The organism is Halioxenophilus sp. WMMB6 (assembly GCF_033283405.1).
Lineage (GTDB): Bacteria > Pseudomonadota > Gammaproteobacteria > Pseudomonadales > Cellvibrionaceae > Halioxenophilus.
Genome location: NZ_JAWMQR010000005.1, coordinates 109,825 through 134,679, shown reverse-complemented (window position 1 = coordinate 134,679; position 24,855 = coordinate 109,825). Strand labels below are relative to the sequence as shown.

The 24,855-nt window shown below is 55.4% G+C and carries 22 protein-coding genes; 9 read left to right on the top strand and 13 right to left on the bottom strand.

Annotated elements, in window-relative coordinates:
- Positions 1-3: 3 nt before the first annotated feature.
- Positions 4-1,080 (bottom strand): DUF2066 domain-containing protein, encoded by a 1,077-nt coding sequence (locus SBL51_RS13840; protein ID WP_317931584.1) that lies wholly within the window; start codon positions 1,078-1,080, stop codon positions 4-6.
- A gap of 282 nt (positions 1,081-1,362) precedes the next feature.
- Here SBL51_RS13840 and purM point away from each other — a divergent pair, with 282 nt between their 5' ends.
- Positions 1,363-2,406 carry a phosphoribosylformylglycinamidine cyclo-ligase gene (purM, locus tag SBL51_RS13835; RefSeq protein WP_317931583.1) on the top strand — a complete coding sequence of 348 codons (1,044 nt, stop codon included), beginning with the start codon at positions 1,363-1,365 and terminating at the stop codon, positions 2,404-2,406.
- Positions 2,407-2,412: 6 nt separating this feature from the next.
- Positions 2,413-3,081: a phosphoribosylglycinamide formyltransferase gene (gene purN, locus SBL51_RS13830; RefSeq protein WP_317931582.1), complete on the top strand. Its 669-nt coding sequence runs from the start codon at positions 2,413-2,415 to the stop codon at positions 3,079-3,081.
- A 109-nt stretch (positions 3,082-3,190) separates the two neighbouring features.
- Here purN and SBL51_RS13825 read toward each other — a convergent pair whose 3' ends face one another.
- Positions 3,191-3,376: a hypothetical protein gene (locus SBL51_RS13825; protein ID WP_317931581.1), complete on the bottom strand. Its 186-nt coding sequence runs from the start codon at positions 3,374-3,376 to the stop codon at positions 3,191-3,193.
- Between the two features lie 310 nt (positions 3,377-3,686).
- On the opposite strand from SBL51_RS13825, the gene SBL51_RS13820 reads away from it, so the two are divergent.
- Together SBL51_RS13820 and SBL51_RS13815 are read left to right on the top strand one after the other, a co-directional pair.
- Complete coding sequence (locus SBL51_RS13820) at positions 3,687-5,351, top strand: ExeA family protein (protein ID WP_317931580.1); 1,665 nt, start codon at positions 3,687-3,689, stop codon at positions 5,349-5,351.
- 1 nt (position 5,352) lies between these two features.
- Entirely contained in the window at positions 5,353-6,204 is an 852-nt protein-coding gene (locus SBL51_RS13815; protein WP_317931579.1) for a general secretion pathway protein GspB, read from the top strand.
- Between the two features lie 13 nt (positions 6,205-6,217).
- On the opposite strand, the gene SBL51_RS13810 is transcribed toward SBL51_RS13815, so the two are convergent.
- Complete coding sequence (locus SBL51_RS13810) at positions 6,218-6,826, bottom strand: YigZ family protein (protein ID WP_317931578.1); 609 nt, start codon at positions 6,824-6,826, stop codon at positions 6,218-6,220.
- A gap of 252 nt (positions 6,827-7,078) precedes the next feature.
- Here SBL51_RS13810 and dusA point away from each other — a divergent pair, with 252 nt between their 5' ends.
- The 3 genes from dusA to SBL51_RS13795 all read left to right on the top strand — a co-directional run bounded on the left by dusA (position 7,079) and on the right by SBL51_RS13795 (position 9,616).
- Entirely contained in the window at positions 7,079-8,089 is a 1,011-nt protein-coding gene (gene dusA, locus SBL51_RS13805) for a tRNA dihydrouridine(20/20a) synthase DusA (protein WP_317931577.1), read from the top strand.
- Between the two features lie 59 nt (positions 8,090-8,148).
- On the top strand, positions 8,149-9,108 hold the full coding sequence (tal, locus tag SBL51_RS13800) for a transaldolase (RefSeq protein ID WP_317931576.1): 960 nt from the start codon (positions 8,149-8,151) through the stop codon (positions 9,106-9,108).
- A 64-nt stretch (positions 9,109-9,172) separates the two neighbouring features.
- Entirely contained in the window at positions 9,173-9,616 is a 444-nt protein-coding gene (locus SBL51_RS13795) for a TerB family tellurite resistance protein (RefSeq protein WP_317931575.1), read from the top strand.
- Positions 9,617-9,629: 13 nt separating this feature from the next.
- Here SBL51_RS13795 and SBL51_RS13790 read toward each other — a convergent pair whose 3' ends face one another.
- Positions 9,630-10,112 carry an STAS domain-containing protein gene (locus tag SBL51_RS13790; protein ID WP_317931574.1) on the bottom strand — a complete coding sequence of 161 codons (483 nt, stop codon included), beginning with the start codon at positions 10,110-10,112 and terminating at the stop codon, positions 9,630-9,632.
- Positions 10,113-10,114: 2 nt separating this feature from the next.
- Complete coding sequence (locus SBL51_RS13785; RefSeq protein ID WP_317931573.1) at positions 10,115-11,302, bottom strand: SpoIIE family protein phosphatase; 1,188 nt, start codon at positions 11,300-11,302, stop codon at positions 10,115-10,117.
- A 230-nt stretch (positions 11,303-11,532) separates the two neighbouring features.
- Here SBL51_RS13785 and SBL51_RS13780 point away from each other — a divergent pair, with 230 nt between their 5' ends.
- Positions 11,533-11,844 carry a PilZ domain-containing protein gene (locus SBL51_RS13780; protein ID WP_317931571.1) on the top strand — a complete coding sequence of 104 codons (312 nt, stop codon included), beginning with the start codon at positions 11,533-11,535 and terminating at the stop codon, positions 11,842-11,844.
- Between the two features lie 83 nt (positions 11,845-11,927).
- Here SBL51_RS13780 and SBL51_RS13775 read toward each other — a convergent pair whose 3' ends face one another.
- From SBL51_RS13775 to hrpA, 5 genes are all read right to left on the bottom strand, one after another.
- Positions 11,928-12,701, bottom strand: coding sequence for a VacJ family lipoprotein (locus tag SBL51_RS13775; protein ID WP_317931570.1), 774 nt, complete (start codon positions 12,699-12,701; stop codon positions 11,928-11,930).
- 198 nt (positions 12,702-12,899) lie between these two features.
- Positions 12,900-13,637: a DUF2063 domain-containing protein gene (locus SBL51_RS13770; protein WP_317931569.1), complete on the bottom strand. Its 738-nt coding sequence runs from the start codon at positions 13,635-13,637 to the stop codon at positions 12,900-12,902.
- A gap of 90 nt (positions 13,638-13,727) precedes the next feature.
- On the bottom strand, positions 13,728-14,606 hold the full coding sequence (locus tag SBL51_RS13765; RefSeq protein WP_317931568.1) for a DUF692 domain-containing protein: 879 nt from the start codon (positions 14,604-14,606) through the stop codon (positions 13,728-13,730).
- A 70-nt stretch (positions 14,607-14,676) separates the two neighbouring features.
- Positions 14,677-15,009, bottom strand: coding sequence for a hypothetical protein (locus tag SBL51_RS13760; RefSeq protein WP_317931567.1), 333 nt, complete (start codon positions 15,007-15,009; stop codon positions 14,677-14,679).
- A 308-nt stretch (positions 15,010-15,317) separates the two neighbouring features.
- Positions 15,318-19,238, bottom strand: coding sequence for an ATP-dependent RNA helicase HrpA (hrpA, locus tag SBL51_RS13755; protein ID WP_317931566.1), 3,921 nt, complete (start codon positions 19,236-19,238; stop codon positions 15,318-15,320).
- A 193-nt stretch (positions 19,239-19,431) separates the two neighbouring features.
- Here hrpA and SBL51_RS13750 point away from each other — a divergent pair, with 193 nt between their 5' ends.
- On the top strand, positions 19,432-20,910 hold the full coding sequence (locus SBL51_RS13750) for an FAD-dependent oxidoreductase (protein ID WP_317931564.1): 1,479 nt from the start codon (positions 19,432-19,434) through the stop codon (positions 20,908-20,910).
- 11 nt (positions 20,911-20,921) lie between these two features.
- Here SBL51_RS13750 and SBL51_RS13745 read toward each other — a convergent pair whose 3' ends face one another.
- The 3 genes from SBL51_RS13745 to SBL51_RS13735 all read right to left on the bottom strand — a co-directional run bounded on the left by SBL51_RS13745 (position 20,922) and on the right by SBL51_RS13735 (position 24,638).
- Positions 20,922-22,097, bottom strand: a complete 1,176-nt coding sequence (locus tag SBL51_RS13745) for a vWA domain-containing protein (RefSeq protein ID WP_317931563.1) — start codon at positions 22,095-22,097, stop codon at positions 20,922-20,924.
- A gap of 43 nt (positions 22,098-22,140) precedes the next feature.
- Entirely contained in the window at positions 22,141-22,989 is an 849-nt protein-coding gene (locus SBL51_RS13740) for a MoxR family ATPase (RefSeq protein ID WP_317931562.1), read from the bottom strand.
- A 275-nt stretch (positions 22,990-23,264) separates the two neighbouring features.
- Entirely contained in the window at positions 23,265-24,638 is a 1,374-nt protein-coding gene (locus SBL51_RS13735; RefSeq protein WP_317931561.1) for a cytosine permease, read from the bottom strand.
- Between the last annotated feature and the right edge of the window lie 217 nt (positions 24,639-24,855).

Genomic DNA, 24,855 nt, shown 5'->3' with positions numbered 1-24,855 from the left:
CATTTACAGAGCCGCATCCGAGCGCCAGCGCAGCTGCATTGCGGCGGTGGTATCGACGCCGAGCCCGGTAACCGGCTCCAACTTTTTATCCAGCGCCAGAGCGTCGCGCAGCTGATTGCTGTCGCCACTCAGATATAGGGTGAGTGCCAGCCTATGGGGTGTCACCTGCCGCAACTGATAGCCCTGCACCGCAGCCAGCCCACTCAGGTAGCGCACCACGCCGGCGTAGTCGGCAAAGCCATCGATACCGCCAATTTCAACATTTAGCGCCACTCCGTAGCTGCCGGTAATCGGCACGGCGTAGATGGAGGCCAGATAGGCCGTCAAGGCACCCAGCCCTTGCTCCAGAGCCGGATCAATGGCTTCGGCGGTGCTGTCGAACACCTCAAACTGTGTGTCCTGCAGATACCACCAGCTGATGCGCCACTGGCCTCCGGAGGTAGCCGTAATCCGCCCCACCAGGATACTGTCGGGCTTGTAGCGCTGGCTGGCGGCGGTAATGACGGCGCTATCGAGCGCCCACAGCTGATCGGCGGCGATCTGCATCTGATCTTCCAGGTCCATCAGCGGCTGAACAACGGGCAGGCCTTTCATGTTGGCGTCAACGGCCACCCGCTGATAGATAGTCTGGCTGGGGTCACCGCCCAGTATGGTATTGGGTGTCAGGATTTCAGTGCCGGTTTGGTAGTCGCGGCGCGCCAGCCAAACCAGCACCCGGGGGCGGTTCTCCGGCCACAGGGGTACACCGGCCTGCTTCAGCAGATTATTGATCGACGTACTGGAGAAACGGGCATTCAGAAAGGTGTTATTGCTGGCGTCGGAGGAGTAGCTGTAGGCCTGCACATACTTGCTGGATTGCCGAATTGCCCGGCTGAGGGTGGCATCGTTCAGGTAAGTGGGGTTGCCGGTGATCTTCACCAACACCTGGGCCAGTGCCGCGTCCATCATTTTGTTACGAGTGGCGGAACTGCGATCTTCTACCGGCACATCGGCCTGATAGAGGTTGTCCACCGGTACGGCTTTAGCCAGCGGTGCCACCAGGGCTGCGGCCAGTAGCGCCAAGCAAAGCCAACTACGCAAACGCATCTGCTGCATGCAATTGTCCAAAAATTCAATCAAATTAAGTTCTTATTATGGCACCTGGAATCAATAATGCCGGTACCAACGGCGAACGCCGGCAACACTACACTAGCCTCCCGGCAAATAGAAGACCACGCCCCAGGAATCCGGTTCTGGGCCACAATTTTATTCGCCATTGGCCCGCCACCTACCGAGCCACCCCCACTACTGGTAGACTATGCGACCCTCGCCTGCCCCCCGGCGGGTTCTTCACCGAATTTCACTGGATTAGCAACCACCACCATGACAGAAAAAACTCCGCCATCGCTGAGCTACAAAGACGCCGGTGTCGACATTGACGCCGGTAACGCCCTGGTCGACCGTATTAAGTCCGTCGCCAAAAAGACTACCCGACCAGAAGTGATGGGCGGCCTGGGCGGATTTGGCGCCCTGTGCGAAATTCCAAGCAAGTACCAACAACCAGTGTTGGTTTCCGGGACCGATGGTGTAGGCACCAAATTGCGCCTGGCGATGGATCTGCGCCAGCATGAAACCATCGGTATCGATCTGGTGGCCATGTGCGTTAACGACCTGGTAGTGGCCGGTGCCGAACCGCTTTTCTTCCTGGACTACTACGCCACCGGCCACCTCAACGTCGATGTCGCTGCCGATGTGGTCTCCGGTATTGGTGCCGGCTGTCTGCTGGCCGGCTGCGCGCTGGTGGGCGGAGAAACCGCCGAAATGCCCGGCATGTACGAAGGTGAAGATTACGACCTGGCCGGCTTTTGTGTCGGTGTGGTGGAGAAGAGCAAAATTCTCGATGGCAGTAAGGTCAGCCCCGGCGACGCCCTGATTGCCCTCGCCTCCAGCGGCCCCCACTCCAACGGCTATTCGCTGATCCGCAAAATTATTGAAGTCAGCAATGCCGACCTCAACAGCGAGCTAGAGGGCAAACCCCTATCCAGCCTGCTGTTAGAACCGACCCGTATCTATGTCAAACCTCTGCTGCAACTGCTGGAAGAGGTCGATGTCCACGCCCTGTCACACATCACTGGTGGCGGCTTGTTGGAGAATATCCCCCGTGTTCTGCCCGACGCCTGCAAAGCGGTCATCAACCGCAGCAGCTGGCAGTTCCCTCCCATATTCCAATGGCTACAAACCCAGGGAGGCGTAGCCGAGCGGGAGATGGTGCGCACCTTTAACTGTGGTGTGGGGATGGTCATTGCGGTAGCCGCCGACCAGGCCGACCAAGCTCTGGCCAGCCTACGCCACAACGGCGAAAGTGCCTGGCTCCTGGGTGAAATTGCCCAACGCGCCAACAACGAAGAAGCGGTAGAGCTGATTTAAGCGCCGATGTCACCTTCACAGAATAGTCACGTCAACCGTGCGCCACTGCGGGTAGTGGTGCTTATCTCCGGCAGCGGCAGCAATCTGCAGGCGCTTATTGATGGCCAGCAGCAAGGGCTGCTCGATATCGACATCGTTGCCGTGCTCAGCAATAAGGCCGATGCCTACGGCCTGATCCGGGCGGAAACGGCCGGCATTGCCACGCGGGTGCTCAACCACCGCGATTTTGCCGATCGCGACAGCTACGATCAGGCGCTGATCACCTGCATCGACGAGTTCGAGCCACAACTGCTGGTGTTGGCGGGTTTTATGCGCATTCTTACCCCCACCTTTACCCAGCACTACCTGGGCCGCACCCTCAACATTCACCCCTCCCTGCTGCCCAAATATCCCGGCCTGCACACCCACCAGAGGGCACTCGAGGCGGGCGACAGTGAACACGGCGCCAGCGTCCACTTTGTCACAGCCGAACTGGACGGCGGCCCAGTGATTTTGCAGGCCCGGGTGCCGGTGGAAAGTGGTGATACGGAAGACTCTTTAGCGGCCAGGGTATTGACCCAGGAGCACATCATCTACGCTCAGGTGGTGCAGTGGTTTGCCGAGGGGCGCTTGCGGCTTAACGGCGACCGGGCCGAACTGGACGGGGCGCCACTGTCGACCACAGGTGCCAGCTGACAACCAGAATTGTGGCAAGCTGCCACCACTCTGCCGGTGGCAGAATGCCGCAGCTCTAAGCGCGGCACAGCTGGTCAACACCGGGGCCAGGTGTAATCGGCGGCAGTGGTTACAGGCGTTCCACCTTTTCAGCGCCACAACGTTCACAGCGTGATACCGTTACCAGGCGCCCCTGTTTTACATCGAACTGTTTTTCGGTAACGATTTTCCATTTGTGAAAACCGCTGCGACAGAGCGTTTTGCCTTTGTGCTTCTCGGCGGGCTTAGGTCGCTTAAAGGGGAGAATATCGGCCACGTTCACCTCACAATGCCGGTGGAACCAATCAGTGTAGCCTGGGTCTTGGCTCGAGACCAACGCCATCGCGCAAGGTGTGACGTGCCAGCAGGATACCGCTACAATTCGTCGCCAAGTTCACGGCCCGCAGCGACACCAGATTTTTCCTATGTGGCAAACCATCCGGTGGCCAGCACAATCCGGAATGGTTGGTCGGCGGGAGTGCAACCAGACCGGTAGCGGCTGGGGCAAAGGATGTTAGTGTTGGATGGTGGCCCAAACGCGCCAACAGCGCGCCGGGCTAAAATAATTTAGGACGTTAACCCAATTTATGTACCACAAGTACTTCGGCCTTAAGGAAGCTCCCTTCTCCATCGCGCCCAATCCCCGCTACCTCTTCATGAGCCGCCGCCATAAAGAGGCGTTGGCGCATCTGCTTTATGGGGTCAACCACGGCGGCGGCTTTGTGCTGCTGACCGGCGAAGTGGGCACCGGCAAAACAACGGTCAGCCGGGCCCTGCTCAAGCAACTGCCGCAAAACACCGACATCGCCTACATCCTCAACCCCACCCTAAGCAGTGTCGAGCTGCTCGCCAGCATCTGCGATGAGCTGAAGGTGAGCGAGATCCGCGACCACACCAGCCTTAAGGATCTCTCCGACGGTCTGCACAAGTTTCTGCTGGAAAACCACGCCCGCGGCCGCAACACAGTACTGATTATCGATGAGGCACAGCACCTGGGTTACAAGGTGATGGAGCAGATTCGCCTGCTCACCAACCTGGAGACCGACGAGAAAAAACTGCTGCAGATTGTCTTTATCGGCCAGCCAGAGCTGAACGAGCTGCTGGCCAAGCCTGAGCTGCGGCAGCTGGCCCAGCGCATCACCGCCCGCTTTCATATCGACCCATTGACGCTGACCGAAACCCAAGCCTATATCCGCCACCGGCTGATGGTGGCCGGTATGCCGCCCAGCCAGATGCTCTTTACCAAAGCCGCCATTAAGATCATCTTTACCGCCTGCGGTGGCATTCCCCGGCTGATCAATGTCGCCTGCGACCGGGCGCTGCTCGGCGCCTACACCCACAACAGCCCCCAGGTCGACCCGGAAATCGCCAAGGCGGCGGTCAACGAGGCCGCCAAAGCGGGCCAAAACCATGCCAACCGCCTGCCCATGATCCTGACCACGCTGCTATCCCTGGCGATAGTCGCGGTCATTGCCTGGATAGTTAGCCGACAACTTGGCTGGCTGGCCCCTACTGCCACTAGCGAGCCTCCGGCGGTGGTGGAATCGGGCGTGATCGATCGTTCCGCCGCCCCCACCCCCAAACCGGTATTGCTGCCCAGTGCACCGATTAGCAAGGCGAACACGGAGTACTCCGAGGAGCAGATCCTGTTTGCCTCCTACGCCAGCCAAGAGGAGGCCACCAACGCCCTGCAGCAGGCGCTGGATGTCTTTCCCGGCGCCCTCGACAGCCCCTGTAAACAGTTGGAGAGCTTTGGCATTCAGTGTTTGGCCGAGACATTGCGCAGTTGGGAGCAGCTGATCGACTACAACCGGCCGGCAGTGCTGACACTGGAAGTAGCTGGTGAGCGACGCTACGCTGCGGTCATCGCCCTGGATGAGAAACGGCAGCTGCGCCTGCTGGCACACAGTGGCGAACCGCAAAGCTGGCCCAAGTTTGTCTTGGGCCAGTATTGGACAGGCGACAGCCAAATACTCTGGCAACCACCCAGCAGCTACCAACCCGCGTTAAAACCGGGCGAGCGCTCCCCCTTTGTGCGCTGGGTAGCAGGCAGTTTTGCCACTCTCGATAACCAGCCCAAGCCGCTGGCGGAGTTCCACTACAACCGGGAACTGGAGCAGCGTGTCACACTGTTCCAGGCGGAAAACCAACTGACCGCCGATGGCATAGTCGGGATACGCACCGTTTTAAAAATGAATGATGCCCTGGCGGCGGACTTTTCACTGGTCGCGCCCGCCGACGGAGGTCAGTAACATGTCCTACATTTTGGAAGCACTGCAGAAGTCGGAGCAGGATCGTCAGCAACAGGACACCCCCACCCTGGGCAATCAATACGACGCGCAACCACTGGCCCTGCCCAAACGCAACCACCAGGGCTGGTGGTTAGTGGCGCTGCTGGGTGTGGTCTTGCTGGTGCTGTTAGTCTGGCTTTGGCAATCCAGCTCTTCAGCAGCACCCCCACCACAGGCTTCGCCCGCAACCATCACCCAACCGGAACCAGGGCCGACAAGCGTAGAGCCGGCAGCTAAACCCGCCCCCAGCCAACCACCCGCCACAGCGCCTCCAGTGGAGGCTGCGCCAACCATCGCGCCGGTTGCCGACTCCAGCAACCCTCCGGCCACTAAAGCCGCGCCGCGTACCAGTGATCCACGTATCGAGCAGCTCTACCAGAACAGCCAAGCCAACGAAACGGTTTGGCAGGCATCGCCCGCGGCGGAAACCCCGCCTGCGCCCACCGGTGAGCCGGCCGCGCCTGTTACCCTGACCCCGCCGGCAGCAGTAACTGCCGCGCCCGTTGCCATGGAACCTGAGGCCGCGCCAATCCGCCGCCGTAATAGTGATGAAGAGGGTTTTATCGAGGTTCAGGCGCTGCCCGATACCATCAAAAGTGAAATTATCCCCATTCGCTACATCGCCCACGTCTATGCCGACAGCCAACTGCAGGGGTTTGTAGTGATGAATGATATGAAGTTGTCACCTGGCGACCGGCTGGCGCCAGAGCTCTATCTGGAAAAGGTGGCCCCGGACTACGCCATTCTTAGTTTTCGCGGCTACTTCTTTAAGTTGAATGCAATGCAAAGCTGGGCCGGATACGGCACTGACTAACACTAACTGCAGCCTATTCCAGGGCCTTTAGCTGTGCGCGTCCGGCGGTAATGGTGGTTAACCGCTCACCAAACAGCGTGCTATCAACCGCCGGCACCGCCACTTTCATGGCCACACTCTGGCCATATTCCACCGCCACCAGGCTTACCGCCAGCTCCTCCAGCAGGCGCCGTACGGCGGCCTCATCGGCAAAGGGGAACTCAATGCGGCACAGCTCCATCGGTTGACAGGCCACCATCGGGCAAGCCTGTAGGGCGGCTACCACAGAGTCACTGTAGGCCCGCTGCAAGCCCCCGGTACCCAGCTTGATGCCGCCAAAATAGCGCACCACCGCCGCCACCACCTCAACCACACCACTATACTGCAACGCCGCCAGCATTGGCCGGCCGGCGGTGCCGCTCGGTTCACCGTCATCGCTCATGGAGAGCACTGTGGTACCCGGCGGCCCAGCAATATAGGCCCAGCAGACGTGCCGTGCCTGGGGATGCTGCGCGCGCACCTGACTGATATAGGTCTGCGCCTGCTCCCGGTTCTCGGCCCGGGCCAGGTAACAGATAAAACGGCTGCGCTTGATCTCTATTTCGCTGATCTGTTCAGCCTCGGGCACCTGATATTCGGCCAATGGCCACCTCCAACATCTATTCCTCACTGCGCCAGCACCGCTCCTGCCCTACCGCCTGGGGTGCTGCCCCGCGGCCCGCATGGTAGCGTTTTATAACCACCCAGGGCAAAACACCCGCTGCGAATCGGGCTGGAAATTAAGCGCCAGCTGCAGGTAAAGAGCAGCAAATGGTGAAGTAATATCGGCTAAAACAGGCTAAAATCCGCCGATGCTCTGCAACCGAAACCGATCAACCCCCTCAATTTAATAGGCATGACAGGCAACCTCCCTCCCCGAACCTTTTGTGTGGCGCCCATGATGGACTATTCCGATCGCCACTGCCGTTACCTGTGGCGGCTGCTAACCCGCCACAGCTGGCTCTACACCGAGATGGTGACCACCGGCGCCATATTGCACGGCGACAGGGAGCGGTTTCTGAAATTTAATAGCGAAGAGCACCCTGTCGCCCTACAGCTGGGAGGCAGCGATCCACAGGCGCTGGCCGAATGCACCCGCATTGCCGAGCAGTGGGGTTACGATGAGGTCAATCTCAACTGCGGCTGCCCCAGTGATCGGGTGCAAAATGGCATGATCGGTGCTGTTTTAATGCAGCACCCCGAGCGGGTGGCAGACTGTGTGGCCGCCATGCAGGCGGAGGTGGCTATTCCCGTTACCGTCAAACACCGCATCGGCATTGACGACATGGAGGACTACGCCGGCCTGCTCAACTTTGTTGATACCGTCACCCAGGCAGGCTGCCAAACGTTTATCGTCCATGCCCGCAAAGCCTGGCTGCAGGGGCTAAGCCCCAAGCAGAACCGGGAGGTGCCACCACTACGCTACGAGTTGGTCTACCAATTAAAGCGCGACCGGCCCGACCTGGAGGTGATCATCAACGGTGGTATCACTACCTTGGCGGAGTGTCAGCACCACCTGCAGCAGGTCGATGGCGTCATGCTTGGGCGGGAGGCCTACCACAACATCGGTATTGTCGCCGAGGTAGACCAAGCGCTCTACGGAACCACTAGCGCCGCTAACCCTCTATCGGAGGTATACGAGCAGTATGCCCGTTACTGCCAGCAGCAGCTCGAGCAGGGCGAAAAACTGGGCCATATGGCCAAACACCTGCTGGGGCTGTTTCACGGCCAACCCGGAGCCCGGCAGTATCGACGCTATCTTTCAGAACACATTCACCAAGCCGATGCTGGCGTGGAGGCATTGTGGGCAGCGCTGGCGCTGGTAACACCCAGTGCCACCCCTATCGCAAGCCTCGGCGGCCGATAACCATAAATTAGAAGCGGCCAAGCCGCATTGACCCGACGCACCCCAAGGATCCAATACCTATGAGCACGAAGTTAGCCCAATTAAAGGAGATCACCGACGTTGTGGCCGACACTGGCGATATTCAGGCAATCGCCAAGTACCGCCCGCTGGACGCCACCACCAATCCATCGCTGCTGCTGAAAGCGGCGCAACTACCCCAGTACCAGCCATTGATCGAAGAGTCGGTGGCCTGGGCCAAAGCCAACGCCAGCAGCAGCGATAAGATTGTCGCCCTGGCCACCACCAAGCTGGCTGTGGCCATTGGCTGCGAGATCTTAAAGTTTGTGCCGGGCAAGGTCTCCACCGAGGTTGATGCCCGCTTCTCGTTCGATACCGCCAAAACCCTGATCAAGGCGCGCCAGATTATCGCCCTTTACGAGGCTGAAGATATCACCCGCGAGCGGGTACTGATTAAAATTGCCGCCACCTGGGAGGGGATTCGCGCCGCCGAGATTCTCGAAGCCGAGGGCATTCGCTGTAACCTGACACTGCTGTTCAGCTTCTGCCAGGCAGTGGCCTGTGCCGAAGCCGGTGTATTCCTGATTTCACCGTTTGTTGGGCGAATTCTGGATTGGCACAAAGCCAAACAGCCAGACGCCGATTTTACCGGCAGCAAAGATCCAGGCGTGGTTTCGGTTACCGCCATCTACAACTATTACAAGAGTCACGGCTACGAGACCATCGTCATGGGCGCCAGCTTCCGTAACACCGGCGAAATTGAAGCCCTGGCCGGTTGTGATCGTTTGACCATCAGCCCGCAGCTGCTGGAGGAACTGGAATCCGACACCAGCACCTTAAGCCAGATGCTGAGCCCGGAAACCGCAAGCTCAAAGCTCGAGAAACTGAGCCTCTCTGAAGCAGAGTTCCGATTGATGCTGAACGATGACGCCATGGCTACCGAGAAGCTGGCTGAGGGGATTCGCAACTTCATCGCCGACCAGGTCAAGTTGGAGGAACAACTCAAGCCGCTCTGTCAGTAACAATTCAGGCCAGAAACAATTCAGGCCAGTAACCGCGCTGGCCGAGAACCATCCCGAAAACGCCATGATTGAGTTATTCAAAAAACTGTTTGAAACCCCAACCGGCACTCAGACCGACACCCACCACCGCTGCCAACTGGCGGCGGCGGTGTTGCTGGTGGAGGTTGCCGCCATAGACCAGAACTTTCAGCCCGCCGAAACCACCGCATTGATGCAGATATTGGCCGGGAAATTCCAACTCAGCGAAACCGAGGTCAGCGATCTCGAGAGCCAGGCGCGCCAGGCCCAGGCCACAGCCAGCTCACTGCACGAATACACCCGTGTACTGAACGAGCACTTTTCCGACCAGGAGAAGATCGAGCTGGTGGCCAATATGTGGCAGGTCGCCTATGCCGATGGCGAGTTGGATAAGTATGAGGAGTATATAATTCGGCGGGTAAGTGAGTTGCTGTACGTTGCACACAGCGATTTTATTCGGGCCAAACACTGGGCGCGGGAAGGGCAATAAGAGGTAAAACCGTTTAGTTTTGCTCTAAGCACTCCACCAAATCGCGAAATTCCCGACGATTGTTCTCGTTCAGGCTCATAAGGATTTTATGGGCCTCCAGCACCTTGGCCTTGGTGGCATGCTCCTCCAACGTCTCGAGGGGTAGCTCATCGGAACAGTCCAGGTTGGGGTTGGCCGAGCGCACAATCTCGAATATATCGTCAAAACCCATACTCTCCAGCAACCGGTTGATGCCTTCATCGGGGGAGATGACCACGGGGATGATATGAAATTGATCCTGACAGATGATGGAGATTTTGGCCATTAGGCCGAGGGTGGTGCTGTCGATTGCTTCCGCCTGGCGCAGGTCAAATACCACCGAGGCAAAATCATCCTCTGCAAACATGTGTTTGATGAATTTATCGAATGAGATACACAAAGTGAGTCGCACATCACCAACCATCTTAATGACGTTGACGCCCTCTTGCTCCGCGACATAAATATGCCCAGGCTGCATGATCACTGACCTCGAGTAATGGTCAATACAGAAATGTCGTCTGGAAGCTCACGGCTCTCTTGTACACCCAAGTTCGCGGTGATGCTCTCCAAACTACCATCAGAACTCGCTACCAACTCTAGTAATCGCGCTTCTTTCTCAATAACGGATACTTCGCCCATCACCTCAAATACACCATCGGATAAGGCTATGAGGCTGGTACCAGCGGCAAATGAGTGCCGGAATACCTGCCATTCCACTTCACTGAATATACCCACGGGTTTTCCCTTCCCTTCCAGATAATGAGCCTGGTTGCCAACTTTCAGAATTGGCAGCGGCAGGTGTCCGGCCACCGCATACCTAAGCTCATGTTCATGCGTATCGATTACACCAATCAGGCAGGTGAGGTGATTCTCAAATCGCCCCCCTTTCAGGCCGCCATTGATCTCCTTCAACAACCAATTGGGGCCCTCTTCAAAGGTGCTGACATCGGTAAAGAAATTGTTATCCCTTACCATACGTGTGACCTGGTGTTTCAGCCAAACGGTTACAAATGCCGATGAAGCCCCGTGGCCGGAGACATCGGTTAGATAAAAGGCTAAATAACGGTCACCTAAATAAGCGTAGTCGATAAAATCACCACTCAAATACAAGGAGGGGATAATTTTATGGGCAACCGTGTAGCCATTGCGGGAAAATGGCGAGATTGGCAACAAACGCTCCTGAACCAAGCGCCCGGCCCGCTGATCCCGTTCCAATACCAGTAGATTTTCACGCAACTCGCGGTTGGCGGCCTCCAGCTTGTCGCGGTAACGGCGGTTTTCCAGCAACAGATCCTGACGCTCCAAGGTTTTGGTGATGGAATGCACCAAAACCTCCATATCGGCCACTGGCTTGATCAGAAAGTCGCTGGCACCCAGCCGCAACGCCTCTACCACGTCGCCCATCACCCCGGCGCCGGAGATCACAATAACTGGGGCATCAACATCGATCTTGTGGATCTCTTTGAGGACATTGAGGCCATCCATACCCGGCATGCGCAGGTCCGAAAGCACCAAATCCGGGGTGTGCTCCCGAAACAGCTGCAAACCCCGTGGCCCCTCATCACACTCAATGACTTCAAAACCACTGTCTTCCAGATAGGCACTGATGCTTTCACGAACCAAGCGGTCGTCATCAATCAGCAGCAGTTTCCGTTTTCCGATAGCCATGCATTTACCAAATCAGTCGCTCGGTTCGACAATCATACTACTCAGAGGCCGCAGCAGGCCACGCTCCCCATAACAAACCGGTAAGCTTGACGGGGAACAGACGCTCCTGTGCAATTTTGAATTTATGGATTACCTTTAAAAGGGAGCTTTTGGTGCATATATGGCTAAGAATGGGCACCAATCTTACATAACGACAAAAACTCGACTCTATTACTGCACAGGTGCAAGCGATGACAGAGCCCAGCAACGCCCATGCCGAAAAACGCGGCTTTATTCGAATGCAGGTCAATACTCCGGCCGAGATCATCATCAGCGCCGATGGCCAGCAAGCCCGCGGCACCTGTCTCAATCTGAGTGGTAACGGCATGCTACTGGAAGTGGAACAACCCCACGCCATCGGCTCTATCTTGGTCGTTTTCGTCTCTTCCGATCACGGCCATAGCCCCTCTATCGAGGCGGAGTGTACGGTAATGCGCAGCGAACCGGTCGATGACACCCCAAACAGACACCTGATTGGCGTTACCATTAACCGGATCCTATAGCCGGCACGGCCGCCTGTGCCAGCCACTTACCTGGCCAAAGAGTCATACCCTTTTCAGGGTGCCCTCAGCAGCGCTGACAGCCGTTAGAAATCGATATCGTCGAAATCTTCATAGGCGTCGTCGTCGGCGCCAAAATCATCCTCGATCTGGCCATCTTTGATCAGATAATTGCGCCGTTGCAGGTAGGCATCGCGGATAAAGGAGTAGCGATCTCCAGAGACCAGCTCTTCGGCTTCCAGCAATTGCGCCCGGGTATCGATAACGCTGACAGCGTTCAAACCCAGTTGGGCATCAGAGTCTTTAATGTAATTGATAGGATCTGTGTACCAATCCACCGGCCTGGCCACGCCATCGCGCAGAGTGGATGGGCCAAACAGTGGCAACACCAGGAAGGGGCCACTACCCACGCCCCAAGTAGCCAAGGTCTGGCCAAAGTCCTCGCCGTCTGGCTTATCCATGCCCCACACCTTGGCGACATCGAAGATACCGACCAAACCAACCGTGGAGTTGACCACAAAACGACCAGTACTGTTACCCGCAGACGCCCACTTCCACTGCAGGATGCTGTTAACCACGGTTCTTATCTCACCGAGGTTATCGAACACGTTGCTAACCCCCTTCTCAACCGGATCTGGAGTAATCCACTTATAGCCCTTGGCCACCGGTTTGAGGAAAGCGCGGTCAAGAGCATCATTAAAGCGGTACACCTGCCGGTTAAAACCCTCCCAAGGGTCGCTGTTTACCACTTTGACAGGGGCCTCAGTGTTGTTTTCAGGCGCGCTCTGGTCGACGGCCGTCGGCGACGTAGCACAGGCGGTTACCAGAATAGAGAGTGTTAGGAGAAGGATGAGTCTCATAAATATTCTTGGATCTGTTTAATGGCTCTCGCGGATCTGTGTAAGGGCTCTCGCGATGAGTGTCACCAAAACCAGACATCATTGCCTGTTTAAGGCTAAGCGGAAATCAATTGGGCGCACATTCTAGTGTCCGAAGGGGTATCTGTCGAAACCTTTATGCCGATACGGTGAACGTAGCCGCTACCCAAAAGCGGGAGGCTAACAGAGAATCTCTTGTCGACGCAGTTGCTCAAGTAGGTCGGCACCCATTGTGACAATCGCCTCCGGTTCCGGGGCCTGCAGCTCTTCCGCTATCTCTAACAATGCCTGCCGGCCACTGGTGATCTCGGGGGTTTGCAGCAGCTGCAACAGACGGTGAGTAACGGCGTTGGACTCCATAAACTTCACCTTGTCGTCGCGATTGCGATAGACAATCAGGAAGGTGGGCTGCTCTGGCGGGGATTCCGGTTGAAAGCCGGGGCCTATTTGATGCACAGGGTACTGATAAGAGAGGCACCATACCAATGGGCTAACCTGGGGCTTGCCCGCCAACAAATCCAGCCCGGGGATGGCATCCGGCAACTCCTCCTCAGCAATATCCAACGCCAACTCCACCCATTCATAGTGAACCAGCTCCAACAGAAAGGGAGGATCGCGGCTCTCTACGGCTTGCCCCTCTTGCAGGTAGGTTAGGAACTCCCGGCCAATATCCAGAAAGTAGGGACTGGTTGCCTGGTGGTTAACAATGAAGCTGCGTACCAGCTCATGCCAACGTTGTTCGTCGGTGATCTTCCTGAGAATGGGAAAACCGCCCGCGATAAAGTTCTGAATATTGTTGTAGATGAGATCGCGATAGATCTGCAGGCGCCGATCTTCAATGCCCCCCGGCGCACTATTCACACCCGGGGCTCGCAGATGTTGGATTAGCTGTCGTTGGGTCTGTTGAAACGAACTCATAGCTGGTGGCTCTCACAGGGCCAGGCCCTGTACTGTTGTCTATACGATTTTCCAGGCGACTGTACTGTCCACAGGACGGATTCGGGGTGGTTAGCTTCTGACCAGAGCAGGTTCTGGGGCACTGGTACCAGGCACCTTGGAACGGGCCTGCGCGTGCTTGGCTTGCAGGCTTTTGATAACCTCAAGTTCGGCCAGTAGATCAGCAACGGGAGGAATGTTGAAATCCCGCTCCAACAAAGTGGGTATCACACCAAACAACTCATAGGCTTGGTCCAACAACTGCCAGACGGGATCAATCACCTTGGACCCATGGGTGTCGACTTTTAGATCAGGCGCCTCATCATAGTGACCAGCCACGTGGATATACCGGGCCCGGTGGCCGGGTAAGCGGCTGAGAAACTCACTGGCGTCGTAGCGATGATTAATGCTGTTCACGTAGATATTATTCACGTCGAGCAGCAGGTCGCAATCCGCCCTTTCGATCACCGCGTTGATAAATTCAATCTCTGGCATCTCCTGTTGCGGAGCGCAGTAGTAGGAGGCGTTCTCAATGGCAATGCGCTCCCCTAAAAAATCCTGAACCTGGGCAATACGATCAGCCGTGTAAATAACCGCCTCTTCGGTAAAGGGGATGGGCATTAAGTCGTAGATATGGCCTTCATCACTGCAGTAGGTGAGATGCTCGCTGTAGAGCGCCATGTTGTGACATTTCAGAAACTGTTTGATGTTGGCCAGCAGCTCCATGTCCAGAGGCGCCGGCGAACCGATGGAAAGCGACAATCCATGGGCAACAAATGGGAAGCGCTCAGTGTAGGCTCTCAATTTTTTACCAAGCCGACCGCCAAGGCCTATCCAGTTCTCTGGGGCGACCTCCATAAACTGAATATCGTCCACCGTCTGTTGCTGTAATGAGTTCAACAAACTGCGTCGTAAGCCTAATCCGGCGCCAGCGATTGATGGTTTGGTCATTTTGCTTCCAATCGGTTGATTGAAAAAACAAAGCCCAGCTAACTGGGCTTTGTACTACGCAGCAAGGTAATTAGTTACCGCACTTACCTTCGCCACATTTGCCTTCTTCGTCGGCTTTCTCTTCACCGCACTTACCTTCGTCGTCAGCTTTCTCTTCACCGCATTTGCCTTCATCGTCGGCCTTCTCTTCACCACATTTGCCTTCGTCGTCGGCTTTTTCTTCACCACACTTACCTTCACCACACTTACCTTCCAAATTGATGGCGGCGAGGTTGTAACCTTGGCTCAGTTCAGTCGCTGCAAAAGGATTTTCTGAAGCACTGGCCACAGGGGCAAGTGCTGCTGTGGCCAATACTGCTGCACCAACTGCCGCCGCCAAAGGAAGTGATTTCGATTTCGCCATGGAATTTCTCCTTAAAGAACCAATTATTGTTGAGTTGTAATCTATTTACCGACGTTAAGACTGAAGGGTACTTGAATAGTTTCGGCAACCACATAGGTCAAATGTCAAATTTCTATCACAGTTGTAATAGCCAAGTGGTAATACTCCACCCCAACTGCCGCCGGCATTCTACTACCCGGACTAACCTTCGTGAACTTGGCTGAATAAAGATTGTGGACGCCGTCATTGTCCACCCGCCAACTCCACCCTAAAAAATAGGCACTGGTTCATTATCGTCCAGCCTAGTAGTTATAGCTCAAAATAGTCGATCACAACGACTGTTTAATCTCTTCCCACAGTTTATCCAGTCGCTTGGCCGAGACCGGCTGTCGAGTTTTCAAGGTTTGCGCAAAAAGGGATACACGCAGCTCCTCAATCAACCAACGATAACTTTGCAGCGCCTCATTAGCGTAACCCCAAAAACGCCCGCGCTGTTCAAGCAGATCCTGATAGCGCTGCCAATGCTCCTGCACCAGCGACAGGTTCTGTCGATCCCGTTGAACATTTTGTGCCACTTTGTCTAATCGCAGAACAATTGCCTGCAGATAGCGGGGGTACTGTTGGAACTGATCATAGTCAGTATCGAATAAAAACCCGGTGTACAGGAGGTTGTCCAATTGCTGTTGAATATCCTGTGCCGCCCAGGTTAACGCCAGTGGGTTTTTGTTGCTTTTGATACTCTTCCTGATAGCCACCACCTGCACCAACACCTTTGCCAACAACTCTTCAAGTGCCTGCGCCCGGGCAACCACCTCGCTGCCGTGCTGGTTGAGCAACTGCTCAAAATCCGCCTGTTGCCTGACTATCTGGCCGGAAAAAACCATCTGTTTAAACGCAGCCGCGATGATATCCTCAGTCACCTCTGCCCGACCGCCCATATTAGTAACGGATAAACCAATATCCTTACCCTTGAGCAGTTCCTTTTGTAGATATTTGACCCGGCTCTTCTCCGCCAACATGGCCAAACGCACCTGGGCCCGTAGGCTGAAGGCTTCGGCCTCCAAGGGGTTGTCGTGCATCTTCAGTGCAACACTATCACCCTGGTCGACCAGTGCGGGAAAGGCTTTTATCTTTACGCCGCGACGCTGTAACTGCCTAGATTCGGGCAGATCACCAAAAGACCACGCCACCAGTTGTTGCTGCTCCAGCTCTTCGCCTGCCGCCTGAATTGTCTGCTGAATATTATCGCGATATTTTTCTCTCAACTCGACCAGGTCGCGACTCTGTTCAATCAAGCGACCACGCTCGTCATCGACCTTAATATTCATTCGATAGTAGGCATCCAGGTTTTCCGGCTGCCAAACATCCTCGGGAACTTTTACGCTGGTTTGCCGGAACAGCTGCTGGCTTAACGCTTCGATAAGTGGGGTGTTGCCGACACTCATGGCCACCACGGCTTTATCCACAAAAGTGGGCACCGGTACAAACTGCTTGCGCCACTGTTTAGGCAGACTTTTTATCAGGGCCGCACACTTCTCTTTTAATAAGCCAGGCACCAGCCACTGCAGTAGATTTTCGGGAACCTGATGCAACAGGCCGACCGGAACATGCACACTAACGCCGTCTTCAGCACTGCCAGGCTCAAAGTGATAACTGAGCGGAAACTCCATACCCGCCCACTCCAGGCTATCGGGAAACTGCGCCTGCCCCCCCATCACATCACTGTTGGCTAACAGTAGCTCACGCTCAATAAACAGAAGCCTGGGCTGGCTCTTTTCCGCCTCTTCCCGCCAGGCTTCAAAACTGGCCAGATTAACCACCTCATCACCGACACGCTCATTGTAAAAGGTGAATAACACCTCATCCTCCACCAGCAAATCGCGCCGACGAAATTTCGCTTCGCACTCCAGAATATCGTGAATTAACTTTTGGTTGTGGAGAAAAAACTCACCCACGGGTTTACGGTTACCACTGCCTTTTTGCCGCCGGCTTTTATCGATGGTTGAGTAAGCTCCTTCAACCAGTGCCCGGCGAATAAATACTTCACGACTCTCTTTGGCATTGATGGTGGAGTAGTTAATACGCTGTTTTTCCACCAGGGTTAGGCCAAACAGAGTGACTCTTTCATAGGCAAAGACCTGCCCGCGCCGGCTGTCATAATGGGGTTCAAAATAGTTGCGCTTTACTAAATGGCCCGCTGCCGCCAGCACCCACTCCGGTTCAACCTTGGCCACACTGTGGGCGTAGAGTTTACTGGTCTCCAGCAACTCGGCCGCTACCAGCCAAGCCGGTCGTTTTTTAAATTGCGAGGAGCCAGGAAAAATATTGAACTTGCGATTGCGGGTACCCAGGTAATCGCCATCATTGGTTTTTTGGCCAACGTTATCGAGCAGGCCGACCAACATGGGTTTATGAATGGCCTCGTACTCGGCCGCCTCCCGGTTGGGTTTTATAGCCAACTGTTGGCAGGCCAGCAGCAATTGATGATGCACATCCCGCCACTCGCGCATGCGCTGATAGGAGATAAACTCCTTCTGGCACTGTTTGCGCAACTGGTTTTGCGATAACTCCTGGCGCAGAGATTCAAAATGTTGCCAAAGCGAAAGATAAGCCAATAGGTCGGATTGCTCATGCCAAAAACGGCGATGTTTTTCATCGGCAGCCTGTTGTTTGTCGGCCGGCCGCTCGCGCGGATCCTGTACCGACAGCGCACTGACAATCAACAATACCTCCGCCAGTGATCGCTGCTCAGCGGCCGCCAGCAAAATAGCGCCCAGACGCGGATCCAGTGGCAAGGTCGCCAGCTTGCGCCCCAAGGCTGAGAGGTGGCCCCGTTCATCCACCGCCCGCAACTGCTTCAACAGATTAAAGCCGTCGTTAATCAAACGGTTGTCGGGCGCATCAATAAATGGAAAGCGGCGAATATCCCCCAGGCGCAGCTGCAACATCTGCAAAATAACCGAGGCTAAATTGGTGCGCAGGATTTCGGCATCGGTAAACTCCGGGCGCGCTAAAAAATCGGCTTCGTCGTAAAGACGAATACAGACACCGGCACTCACCCGACCACAGCGACCCTTGCGTTGGTTGGCACTCGCTTGCGAGATAGCCTCGATGGGCAGACGTTGAATTTTAGTGCGATAACTGTAGCGGCTGATGCGCGCCTGGCCCGGGTCGATCACGTAGCGAATGCCGGGTACCGTCACCGAGGTCTCCGCCACATTGGTCGCCAGTACAATACGCCGCCCCTTATGGCTGCCGAATACCCGCGTCTGCTCCTTTAGGCTGAGCCGGGCATAGAGCGGCAACACCTCAACATGGGCCAGCTCCGCCCGCCGAAGAAATTGCGCGCACTCGCGAATTTCCCGTTCGCCACTTAAAAAAACCAGAAAATCCCCACCCCGGTTACCGCTGCTTCTCTCCTCCAGCAGTAACTCATCAATAGCATTGAGAATGGCCTGATTACTCTCATCCAAATCACTGACAGGCGGGCGGTAGCGCACCTCGACGGGGTAGGTTCGCCCCGAGACCTCAATGATCGGCGCCCCATTGAAGTGTTGGGAAAATCGTTCCAGGTCGATGGTGGCCGAGGTGATAATCAGTTTCAGATCAGGGCGCTTGGGCAATAGGGTTTTTAAATAACCCAACAGGAAATCAATATTGAGACTGCGCTCGTGGGCCTCATCGATTATCAGCGTGTCGTATTTATTGAGTAACGGATCCTGTTGAATTTCAGCCAGCAGAATGCCATCGGTCATCAATTTTATGTAACTCAACTGCGTGCTCAGATCAGCAAAGCGCACCTGATAACCCACCCCCTGGCCAAGCTCCACCTGCAGTTCTTCGGCAATGCGCGCGGCCACAGTACTGGCCGCCAAACGGCGCGGCTGGGTATGGCCGATCATTCCCGTTATGCCGCGTCCCAGGGAGAGACATATTTTCGGCAGCTGTGTGGTTTTGCCGGAACCGGTCTCTCCAGCCAATACCACTACCTGGTGTTCAGCAATGGCCTCGGCAATCAACTCCCGCTTTTCGCTGATGGGCAGCTCCGGCGGAAATTGGATTTCCGGCAGCCGCTCACGCTTTTGTTCAACCGCCAGCGTTGATTGCGCCACCAGCTCACTCATCTTAGCCAGCAGTCGATCAAACGGCTTATTGGTACGCTGGCGGTGTTCGATATCCTGACGCAGGCGCGCTAATTGTGGACGATCTTTGCCCAGTGTCTTGGCAAAATCGATTGGCAAATCTTCCAAAGAGATGTTTCCTAAAACAGTAATTTCACATTATGCTGGCGTGATTATACTATTATCCCGGCTGTGATTATGCCGGGTTATCGGCGGCCAGTGGCCGAGTGCCCAATCACACACTAAAGCGCCCTGTTCCCGGTATCAGCCAGCTAGCTCAACCGGCAGGGAGACGGAATATCCGCTGCAAGGACAATCTGTTTTGACGTTACAATTTCCTGCTCCCGTAACACTGCGCGACCACTACGATATTGTCGTCATCGGTGGTGGCATCAACGGTACCGCCGTGGCTCGCGCCGCCGCCGGGCGTGGCCTGCATACCCTGCTTTGCCAGGCTCAGGATTTGGCCACCGGTTACTCCAGCGATTGCCCCTATTTTCTCAGCGGCAATTTAACCAATCTGCGCAAATTTCGCCTGGGCAAACTGGCCAAGTCTTATCGGCAACTGGAAAAACTGGAAGACCTGGCCCCCCACCTGATGCACCCCTGCCAAGCCATAGAGAGCCACCCCAAACATTGGCTGTGGCCACTGCTCGACCCAATCTACAAACTCTGGCGCCACGCTCCAGCCAAAATGGAGGTGAGCCCAGGGTTGCTGCCCAGCAAAAACCTGCAGCGGGTGGTGCCGGGTTATCGGGTGATGGATTTTCGCTTCACGCTGGCTAATGCCACACAAGCCCAGGAGTTAGGTGCCCATATTGCCACCCATCACCAATTGTTGAGTGGCCATCGGGACCAGGGCCTCTGGCAGCTAAGCATTCAAACGAACCAAGGTTTTGCCACCACAAAAATGGTCACTTGCCCCATTCTGATCAACGCCACCGGCCCCTTTGTGCAGCAGGTGCTCAACAGCCATTTGCAGAGCGAAACCCGAGCCGGCGTTAAACTACAACGCATGACCCACCTGGTTTTGGCCAACCGCTTACAGCTAAACAATGCCATCTTTTACAATCAGGCTGGCGGCCAACGATTGGCACTGGTGCCCATCAACGAGCGCTGGCTGCACTTTGGGCCATTGATCAACGACAGTAGTGGTGAACTCAATAGCGCCGACATCGAAAGCGACCGCGAAACACTGTTGCAAATATTAAAAGAGTTGAGTGGCCACAGTTTTCTGGAAGGCGAAATCGCCCAGTGCCGCTGCGGCCTGCGCGCCATCAGCGACGACGGTACCAGCGAAGACCTGAGCGACCTGGTGCTCGACCTGGATTGCCCCGATGGCCAATCGCCGCTGGTTAATATGCTCGGTGGCGACCTGCTGCACCACCGCATTAACGCCACCCAAACCCTGCGCCTGCTGCAACCCTACCTACCCAAACATGCACACGCACTGGGGCCGATTCTGCCACTGCCCGGGGGCGACATCACCAGCCCTCAGCACCTGGCGGTGGAGCTCGCCAAAAGCTACCCACACCTACCCACCGAACTGCTCACCCGTCTGCAGGAGACCTACGGCGAAGCGGCCTTTGAGATATTGGGGCAGGCAAAAAGTGTGGCCGACCTGGGCCTGAATTTTGGCCACCACCTGCACGAGGCAGAGGTGGCCTATCTGGTGGAGCGGGAGTGGGCAACCACGGCCGCTGACATTCTGGAACGTCGCACCGGCCTAAGCTGGGATTTCACCGCCGCCGAAGCCCAGGCCTTGGCGGATTACCTGGAACAGCAACGGCAGCAAGTGTAAAGCGGTTAACGCTAACGCAGCAGGGTTGAGATTGCCCTGTCCAACCCCGCCAAAGAGAGCGGGAACATACGGCCTTCCAAAAGCTCTTTTACCACCCGGATACTCTCGGTGTAGCGCCAGTGCGACTCATCCACGGGGTTGAGCCAAACCACCTTATCGAAGGTGTCGGTCAACCGTTTCATCCACACCGACCCGGGCTCGTCGTTCATATATTCGACACTGCCAAAACGGGCCAGAATTTCATAGGGGCTCATGCTGGCATCACCGACAAAAATCACTTTGTAATCCTTGCTGTAGGTGTGCAACACATCAAATAACGGCGTTGAGGAGTTGGTGCGCCGGGCATTGTCTTTCCACACATTGTCGTAAATAAAATTGTGGAAATAGTAATACTCCATGTGTTTGAACTCGGTCTTACAGGCCGAGAACAACTCCTCACACACCTGCACGTAAGGGTCCATGGAGCCACCTACATCAAAAAAGAGCAACACCTTCACTGCATTATGCCGTTCACGCACCATTTTAATGTCGAGCATACCGGCGTTATTGGCGGTGGAACGGATGGTGTCGTCCAGGTCGAGCTCCTCTTCGGCACCGGTGCGGGCAAATTTGCGCAATTTGCGCAGCGCCACTTTGATATTGCGCGTGCCGAGCTCAATGCTGTCGTCCAGGTTTTTAAACTCGCGTTTATCCCAAACTTTTACCGCACTCTTATTTTTGCTCTCGCCACCCACGCGAATACCCTCTGGGTGGTAGCCGCTGTTACCAAACGGTGAGGTACCGCCGGTACCAATCCATTTGTTGCCCCCCTGGTGGCGTTTTTTCTGCTCTTCCAGGCGCTTTTTAAACTCTTCGATTAATTTATCCAGGCCACCCAAGGTTTTGATTTTCTCTTTCTCTTCATCGCTCAGGTGTTTCATAAATTCTGCGCGAATCCAATCGTCGGGAATCAATGCCTCGATAATATCGTCGACCGTTTGCAAATCATTAAAATAAGCACCGAAAGCGCGGTCGAAACGGTCGTAATATTTTTCGTCTTTAACAAGGCAGGTGCGCGCCAACAGATAAAATTCATCAACACTGCCAAAGGCCAGCCCTTTGGACATGGCCTCAATCAGCATCAGGAACTCCTTCACCGATACCGGCACCTGCGAATTGCGCAGCCCGTAAAAGAAGTTAACTAGCATAGGTTCACCCTGGCTGGTCTATGGTCAGACATTCCAAAATCACTTACGACTTCTGCTCGCGTCGGGTCATAAAGGCCAAACGTTCCAGTAGTTGCACATCCTGCTCGTTTTTCAGCAGCGCGCCGTACAGTGGCGGAATGGCTTTAGTGGTGTCGCGGTTTTTTAATACTTCGTCGGGAATATCGTCGGCGAGGATCAACTTCAGCCAGTCAACCAGCTCGGAGGTGGATGGCTTTTTCTTCAAACCGGGGATTTTGCGAATATCAAAGAAAACATCCAACGCGTCTTTTACCAAGGTTTGTTGGATACCTGGGTAGTGCACGTCGACAATCTTGTGCATGGTTTCGCGGTCGGGGAAATTGATGTAGTGGAAGAAACAGCGGCGCAAAAAGGCGTCGGGCAGCTCTTTCTCGTTGTTACTGCTGATGATCACAATCGGGCGGGTAGCCGCTTTGATGGTCTCGCCGGTTTCGTATACGAAGAACTCCATCTTATCCAACTCAACCAGCAGGTCGTTGGGGAATTCAATATCGGCTTTATCTATCTCGTCAATTAACAGTACCACCTGCTCATCAGCAGTGAAGGCCTCCCACAACTTACCTTTCTTGATGTAGTTACCAATCTCTTTGGCACTGTCTCTACCCAGTTGGGAATCGCGCAGACGAGAGACCGCATCATACTCATAGAGCCCCTGCTGGGCTTTGGTGGTGGATTTGATGTGCCACTGAATCAGACGTTTGCCCAGCGATTTGGCCACCTCTTCAGCCAGCAAGGTTTTACCGGTGCCGGGTTCTCCCTTTACCAACAGTGGCCGCTGCAGTGTAATGGCAGCGTTGACTGCCATCCGCAGGTCGTCTGTGGCGACGTAGGTATCAGTACTGTTAAAGCTCATTGCGAATCTCCATGTAACTCCTAAGGCTAGCGGCTAGCCTACCACAGAGTGCTACAACCGTTGATGCCTTTTCTGGCGGAAGTCGGCGCATGCAAGTGACCACTACGCCCGCTGATTTACCAATGAAATACAGCGACGACCTTATGCTTCGAACAGCCAACCACAATGCAACACAGGAGAGCGTTTTGTTGAGTAGCGGTAATACACCCAGGGCTGAAAATGAAAAAGGGGCAACGCTGGTTGCCCCTTTAGGATGATAGTGACTTCGTTTCGCTTTAATTATCCGATTGATTAAGGGCGGCGTTGCCCACGGTAATACCGGCGAATTTAATGGCGTAAAAGAGAACCAGATAGGCCAGCATGGAGATCACCAAACCATACAGAGATGGGAAGATCACACTGCTTCCAGGCAGAGGCAGTCCCACGCTGGCGGCATAGGCCAAAACGGCACCGATAAGGTAGGCGGCGATGGCAACCGGATTCCAGGTGGCCAGATGGTGCAATCGATCCGGGTTGTAGCGCATGCGATTGACGATGTAATAGTCAACAATAACCGGCCCAATCAGCGGCGGTACCAGTGCCGCCAGCAGGTTTATCCAACTTAAGAAGTGCTGGTAAACACCCAGGCCTAAAATAGTACCGAGCAACCCGCAAATAAGTGTGGTAACCCGCTTCGGCCGACGAAAGACACTGGCGGTCTGTACCGCTGGCAGATACAAATTGGTATCGCCGGTGGTCCACAGAGCCAGGCTCATGGCGATAACACCGACAAAACCGATAACGGTGCCCTGCTCCAGCATGTAGGTGGTGAACTCATAGGTACCCGAAACAATCCCGCCCATGGAGCCAATAATCTGCAAGAACCACTGGGAGATAATCAACACAACAAAGGGAATGGCCAGCGCCACCCAGGCGCGGCGGGCAAAGCGGGTGTAATCCGCCATCACGATGGCGCCGACAATCCAGGAGCCCACCACCAGGTTGATCGCCTCCATCATCGACATAGTGCTACCGGCCGCTTTATCGGCCGACATCGCCAGAAACGGCTGCCAGCCGCCCACCTTATCGATGTTAAGCCAGGTGGCGTAGATGCCCACTGCCACCAGCAGCAGTACTGAGGGCATGCTCACCTTCTCCAGCGCGGCCACGCCCAGGTAGGTGGTTGCGGTAAACAGCACACCGGCAAAGATTGCCACCACGTAGAAGGTGATACTGTCGAACGACTGCGCCCAGGCAAAGCCAAAGGCACCAACGGTAATACCCTGCCAGCCGATGGTTAACAGAGCAACAAACAGCACCGGCAGATAAGCGCCGACATTGCCGTAGGTGAAACGGTAGAGCAGGCCGCTGTTACAGGCGGTTTTGTAACCGATAAAACCGACCAGGCCACCGATCACGAAATTCATGGTGTTGCCCAACAGCGAGGCCCAGATCAGATCGGGCATAAAAGCCAACCCCTGGCCAAGCGCGCCGCCGGTCAACAGCCCGGTCACCAAAAAACCCCAGCCAAAGGCCAATGCCAGCAGCGGCAGGCTGCTGCGGCGCTGATGGCTTGTGAGCGGCGTTAATGGATTATCCGCGCTCTGCGCCTCTTCGGCCGCATCCAGCGCCCACCAGGCGACGATGCGCTCTTTAACCGACTTCGACATGCTTCTACCTCTCTCTGACCTTAGGCTAAATGATATATAACCATATATTTATACCTTTATGACTATTACACGGCAAACATTAAACGCCGGAATACGCCCAAAGTCGGTGAAATAACGATCATAAGCGCGCGGATGGGTAGATGGCCGGTGCTAATCAGCTCTCTTTGGTGGTTAAGGGCGCAAATCAACAACTCTTGGGGGGAGTAAGGAGAAATAA